The following is a 5,258-nucleotide window of genomic DNA, read 5'->3' on the forward strand; positions in this document are numbered from 1 at the left end:
ATATAAAATAAAAAAAATCCTGAAGTTTTAACTTCAGGATTTTTAATTTCGTCTAACGTCTAACGTCTAACGTCTAACGTCTAACGTCTAACGTCTACCGGTTACCGGCTACCGTCTATTCATCCACCAATACCCACTCACCTTTATCCAGTAGTGGAATTGCCTGTTTGAATTTCATGGTTTTATTCTCACCACTCATCACATGCTTGATGGTCACTTTATCGTTTCTTCCAATTTTCGGACGGTCCCTTACAATTGTTTCAGTTACCTCAGGCTGTTGACGCTGAGTGTTTCCGGCAGCTCTGCTTTGGGCAGCTCTTTCGTCCATATTGGGAATTTCTTCCTTCTTCGTTTCTACCTTTTCTTTAGACCTTGTCTGGCGTGCTTCGTGAATGTTTGGAGCTCCACTCGAAGGAATCTCTCCTTTGAAAAGGAAGGACATTACATCACGATTTACATTTTCCAGCATTACTTTAAAAAGTTCAAAAGCTTCGAATTTATAGATCAATAATGGATCTTTTTGTTCATGAACCGCCAGCTGAACACTTTGCTTCAACTCATCCATTTTTCTCAGGTGAGTCTTCCAGGCATCGTCGATGATCGCAAGGGTGATATTCTTTTCAAAATCCTTGATTAGCTGCTTTCCTTCAGTTTCGTAAGCTTTTTCAAGATTAGTAACTACACTAAGAGTTTTGGTGCCGTCAGTAAAAGGAACTGAAATTCTTTCGAAATTATTCCTTTCATCTTCATAAACCTGCTTGATTACAGGGAAAGCACGTTCAGCATTATGAGACATCTTTTCGTCATAATGTTTGTAGGCGGCTTTATAAACCTCACCTGCAAGTTTCTGTGCATTCATTTTCTTGAATTCTTCTTCTGAAACAGGGGAGCTCATAGAGAAGTTCCTGATAAGTTCAAATTCAAAATTCTTGAAATCTTCTGCGGCTTTATTCGTTTCCGTAATAGATTCTGAAATATCAAAGATCATATTGGCAAGATCTACGCGCAATCTTTCTCCGAACAATGCATGGTAACGACGTTTGTAGATAACCTCACGCTGCGCATTCATCACATCATCATACTCCAGCAATCTCTTACGAACGCCGAAGTTATTTTCCTCCACTTTCTTCTGAGCTCTTTCAATAGATTTCGAGATCATAGAATGCTGGATCACTTCACCTTCTTCCAGACCCATACGATCCATTAGCTTGGCGATCCTTTCAGAACCGAATAAACGCATTAGGTTATCCTCCAGGGAAACATAGAATTGAGAGCTTCCCGGGTCTCCCTGACGACCAGCACGACCACGCAACTGGCGGTCTACACGTCTTGAATCATGACGTTCTGTACCAACTATGGCAAGTCCGCCGGCTTCCTTCACTTCTTTGCTTAGCTTAATATCGGTACCACGACCGGCCATGTTGGTGGCGATAGTTACAATACCAGATTTACCGGCTTCAGCAACAATATCAGCCTCTTTTTTATGTCTTTTTGCATTAAGAACGTTATGAGGTACATTTCGAAGTTTAAGCATTCGGCTTAATAATTCCGAAATTTCCACAGAAGTAGTACCAATAAGCACCGGTCTTCCCGCATTGGAAAGATCGGTCACGTGATCAATTACAGCGTTGTATTTTTCCCTTTTGGTCTTGTAAACTAAATCTTCCTTGTCATTTCTGGCGATAGGACGGTTGGTAGGAATTTCTACCACATCCAGTTTGTAGATCTCCCAGAATTCTCCTGCTTCGGTTACCGCTGTACCCGTCATACCCGACAGTTTACGGTACATTCTAAAGTAATTCTGAAGCGTTACCGTAGCAAAGGTTTGGGTAGCATCCTCAATCTTTACATTTTCTTTCGCCTCAATCGCCTGGTGCAAACCATCACTATAACGACGGCCTTCCATGATACGACCCGTTTGCTCATCAACAATCTTCACTTTATTATCGATTACTACATATTCGGTATCTTTTTCGAAAAGGGTATAAGATTTTAGTAACTGGCGAAGCGTATGTATACGCTCACTTTTTACGCTATAATCCCTGAAAAGCTCTTCTTTTTTTTCAGCTTCTTCTTCAGGAGGCAGCCCTTCTTTTTCGATTTTAGCGATCTCCATTCCAATTTCCGGCATCACAAAGAAATCGGGATCATCCTTTCCAGAAAGGAATTCAATCCCTTTATCGGTAAGATCTATCTGATTGCTTTTTTCTTCAATTGTGAAATACAATTCGGCATCAACCTTTGGCATTTCCCGATTGTTATCCTGCATATAGTGATTTTCGGTTTTTTGAAGCAATTGCTTCACACCTTCCTCACTAAGGAATTTAATAAGTGCTTTATTTTTTGGTAAACCACGGTAAACTCTCAATAACTGGAATCCGCCTTCTTTGGTATCACCTTCTTTTATCAGTCTTTTTGCTTCCGCCAGAACCTTTACTAAATATTTACGCTGAACTTCCACAATATTGGCAATTGCCGGCTTTAGTTCCATAAATTCATGCGTATCTCCTTTTGGTACGGGACCGGAAATAATAAGCGGTGTACGCGCATCATCTACCAAAACAGAATCGACCTCATCCACGATCGCATAATTATGCGGCCTTTGTACAAGATCATCAGGGGCATGGGACATATTATCCCTTAGGTAATCAAAACCGAATTCGTTATTGGTTCCGTAGGTGATATCGGCATTATAGGCTTTTCTACGGGCTGCGGAATTTGGTCGGTGATAATCTATACAATCTACACTCATCCCGTGGAACTCAAATATAGGAGCCATCCAGGCGCTATCACGTTTTGCAAGGTAGTCGTTTACGGTAACCAGGTGAACTCCGTTTCCGGTAAGTGCATTCAAATACATAGGCAAAGTTGCCACCAGGGTTTTACCTTCACCTGTTTGCATCTCTGCAATTTTACCCTGATGCATGGCCACACCACCAATAAGCTGAACATCATAATGAACCATATCCCAGGTTACCGGCTTTCCGGCAGCATCCCAGGAATTGCTCCAAATGGCATGATCATCTTCTAAAGTAACATAATCCTTTTCCGCAGAGATCTCACGATCAAAAGTAGAGGCTTTTACTTTAAGCTGAGTATTATTTACAAAACGTTTTGCTGTTTCTTTAACCGTAGCGAAGGCTTCGGGTAAAATATCGTTTAGTACAGATTCAGATATTTCGTAAGATTTATCTTTTAAAGCATCTACTTCCGCATAAATATCTTCCTTTCGGGTAATATCATCGGTCTCATCAGCTTCCTTATTTAAGGCTACGATTTTATCTTTTACCTCTTTAGTAGCTTCCGTAATTTTAGCTTTGAATTCAGAAGTTTTCGCTCGTAGTTCATCAAGGCTTAGGGCCTCAAATTCAGACTCAAGAGCTTTAATTTTATTTACTATGGGTTGTATTTCTTTTACATCTTTCTTCGACTTATCGCCTACGAAAGCTTTTAATACAGAATCTAAAAAACTCATATTGGTTTTTTTATTTATTCGGTTTAAACTTTTACAGTGAGAAATAGAAGTAATTGCTAACAATACCTGAGCATCAATTTTTCGGAAAGCCTCGTGTATTCTGGTATTTATTTATCTATTTTGATCACTCAAAAGCTAAAAAATTTAGTTATTTAAGGGGTTCAAATTTAAGCAAAAAAAAAGCCTCATGAATGAGACTTTTCCCTATTTTTTGCGTGTTGTCTTAATATTCATCCTCATTCCAGAGGTAATCTTCATCGGTTGGATAATCTGGCCAAATCTCCTCAATAGAATCATAAGAGTCGCCCTCATCCTCAATAGCCTGCAAATTCTCTACCACCTCCAGGGGTGCTCCGGTCCTAATTGCATAGTCTATTAACTCATCTTTTGTTGCCGGCCACGGGGCATCACTTAAATAGGATGCTAATTCTAAAGTCCAATACATTGATTAATCGGGTTTTAAATTTTGGCAAAAATAATTTTTTTGCTTTAATAGCCAAGAAAAAAATCTATTATTTATACAATAATGATAAGAACGTAATGAATTATGTTATTTTTTGCAATTTTTGCAAAGTATTTTTTAAAATCTGAGAGCAATCAGGATTTTTTTGGAATCCATTGAATTTCTTCAGCTTTCAATTGTTTAGACAACTTCCGTGCCAGCACAAATAGGTAGTCGGAAAGTCGGTTGAGGTAAATCAAAACCCTATCATCAAAGGCTTCGATGTCATATAAAGCACTGGAAAGTCTTTCTGCACGACGGCAAACACAGCGAGCTATGTGACAGAATGACACACTTTGATGACCTCCCGGAAGAATGAAGTGCGTCATTTCGGGAAGATCTTCATTCATCATATCAATTTGTTTTTCCAACTTCTCAATATCCTCATTTGAAATCTTCGGAATATTCAATCGCTCTTTGCCATTTTTTAAAGTTGCTTTTTCGGGATCGGTCGCCAGTATGGCGCCCAGCGTAAACAACCTGTCCTGGATTTCCGTTAAAAACTCTTGGGTCTGCGAGTCGGTATCCTGATCCCTTAACAGCCCAAGATGTGAATTAAGTTCATCTACCGTTCCATAACTCTCTATTCTAATATGATGCTTGGGCACACGGGTACCGCCGAATAACGCCGTGGTGCCTTTATCACCGGTTTTGGTATATATTTTCATAATCTTTTTATTAGTTGTATTCCCAAAAGTAAGGAAGATTCAGCATATAGCAATTAGAGGATTATTTGACTTTTAGAATTTAGGATTAGGAGTTTGTTGTTCGGAAATGAAAATGAGATTTCTCACTTCGCTATGCTGCGTATCCAAATGAACAATTTCAATGGGCAATAATCAATAATCAATGAACAATGACCAATTAGCAGTTGTAAGTGATATGTTCTCTGTGTCTGTTATGGGTTTTGACTCTCTATATGACTGTTAGTTGTCACTCTGAGTACAACGAAGAGTCTCTTAATAAACGGGGTTAAGTTCTTTTTAATTTTTCGATTGATCACTATTTGGCTGTTATAATGAGATTTCTCACTTCGCTGCGCTGCGTATCGAAATTACAAGTTCAATAATCAATAAACAATGAACAATGATCAATTAGCAGTTGTAGGTGATGTGTTCTCGGTTGTCTGTTGTGGGTTTCGATTCTCTATGTTGAGTCTATGTATGACTGTTAGTTGTCACTCTGAGTGCAACGAAGAGTCTCTTAATAAAACGGGGTTAAGTTCTTTTTGATTTTTCAATTGATCACTATTTGGCTGTTAAAATGAGATTTCTCACTTCG

3 protein-coding genes are annotated in these 5,258 nt (G+C 39.0%); all 3 read right to left on the reverse strand.

All coding sequences use genetic code 11. The features are described from left to right. Positions 1-115: 115 nt before the first annotated feature. The gene (gene secA / locus Q1K34_RS17740; protein ID WP_300437084.1) at positions 116-3,475 is read right to left on the reverse strand and encodes a preprotein translocase subunit SecA; all 3,360 of its coding nucleotides are present in this window, start codon (positions 3,473-3,475) and stop codon (positions 116-118) included. 223 nt (positions 3,476-3,698) lie between these two features. After that, positions 3,699-3,920 carry a DUF2795 domain-containing protein gene (locus Q1K34_RS17745; protein WP_008272287.1) on the reverse strand — a complete coding sequence of 74 codons (222 nt, stop codon included), beginning with the start codon at positions 3,918-3,920 and terminating at the stop codon, positions 3,699-3,701. 152 nt (positions 3,921-4,072) lie between these two features. Next, positions 4,073-4,645 carry a cob(I)yrinic acid a,c-diamide adenosyltransferase gene (locus tag Q1K34_RS17750; protein WP_300437088.1) on the reverse strand — a complete coding sequence of 191 codons (573 nt, stop codon included), beginning with the start codon at positions 4,643-4,645 and terminating at the stop codon, positions 4,073-4,075. Positions 4,646-5,258 lie beyond the last annotated feature (613 nt).

Source organism: Christiangramia sp. (assembly GCF_029937855.1).
Lineage (GTDB): Bacteria > Bacteroidota > Bacteroidia > Flavobacteriales > Flavobacteriaceae > Christiangramia.

Bases quoted from the DNA above. Each gene is read 5' to 3' on its own strand.
- secA (WP_300437084.1), bottom strand. From the start codon at position 3,475: ATGAGTTTTTTAGATTCTGTATTAAAAGCTTTCGTAGGCGATAAGTCG.
- Q1K34_RS17745 (WP_008272287.1), bottom strand. From the start codon at position 3,920: ATGTATTGGACTTTAGAATTAGCATCCTATTTAAGTGATGCCCCGTGG.
- Q1K34_RS17750 (WP_300437088.1), bottom strand. From the start codon at position 4,645: ATGAAAATATATACCAAAACCGGTGATAAAGGCACCACGGCGTTATTC.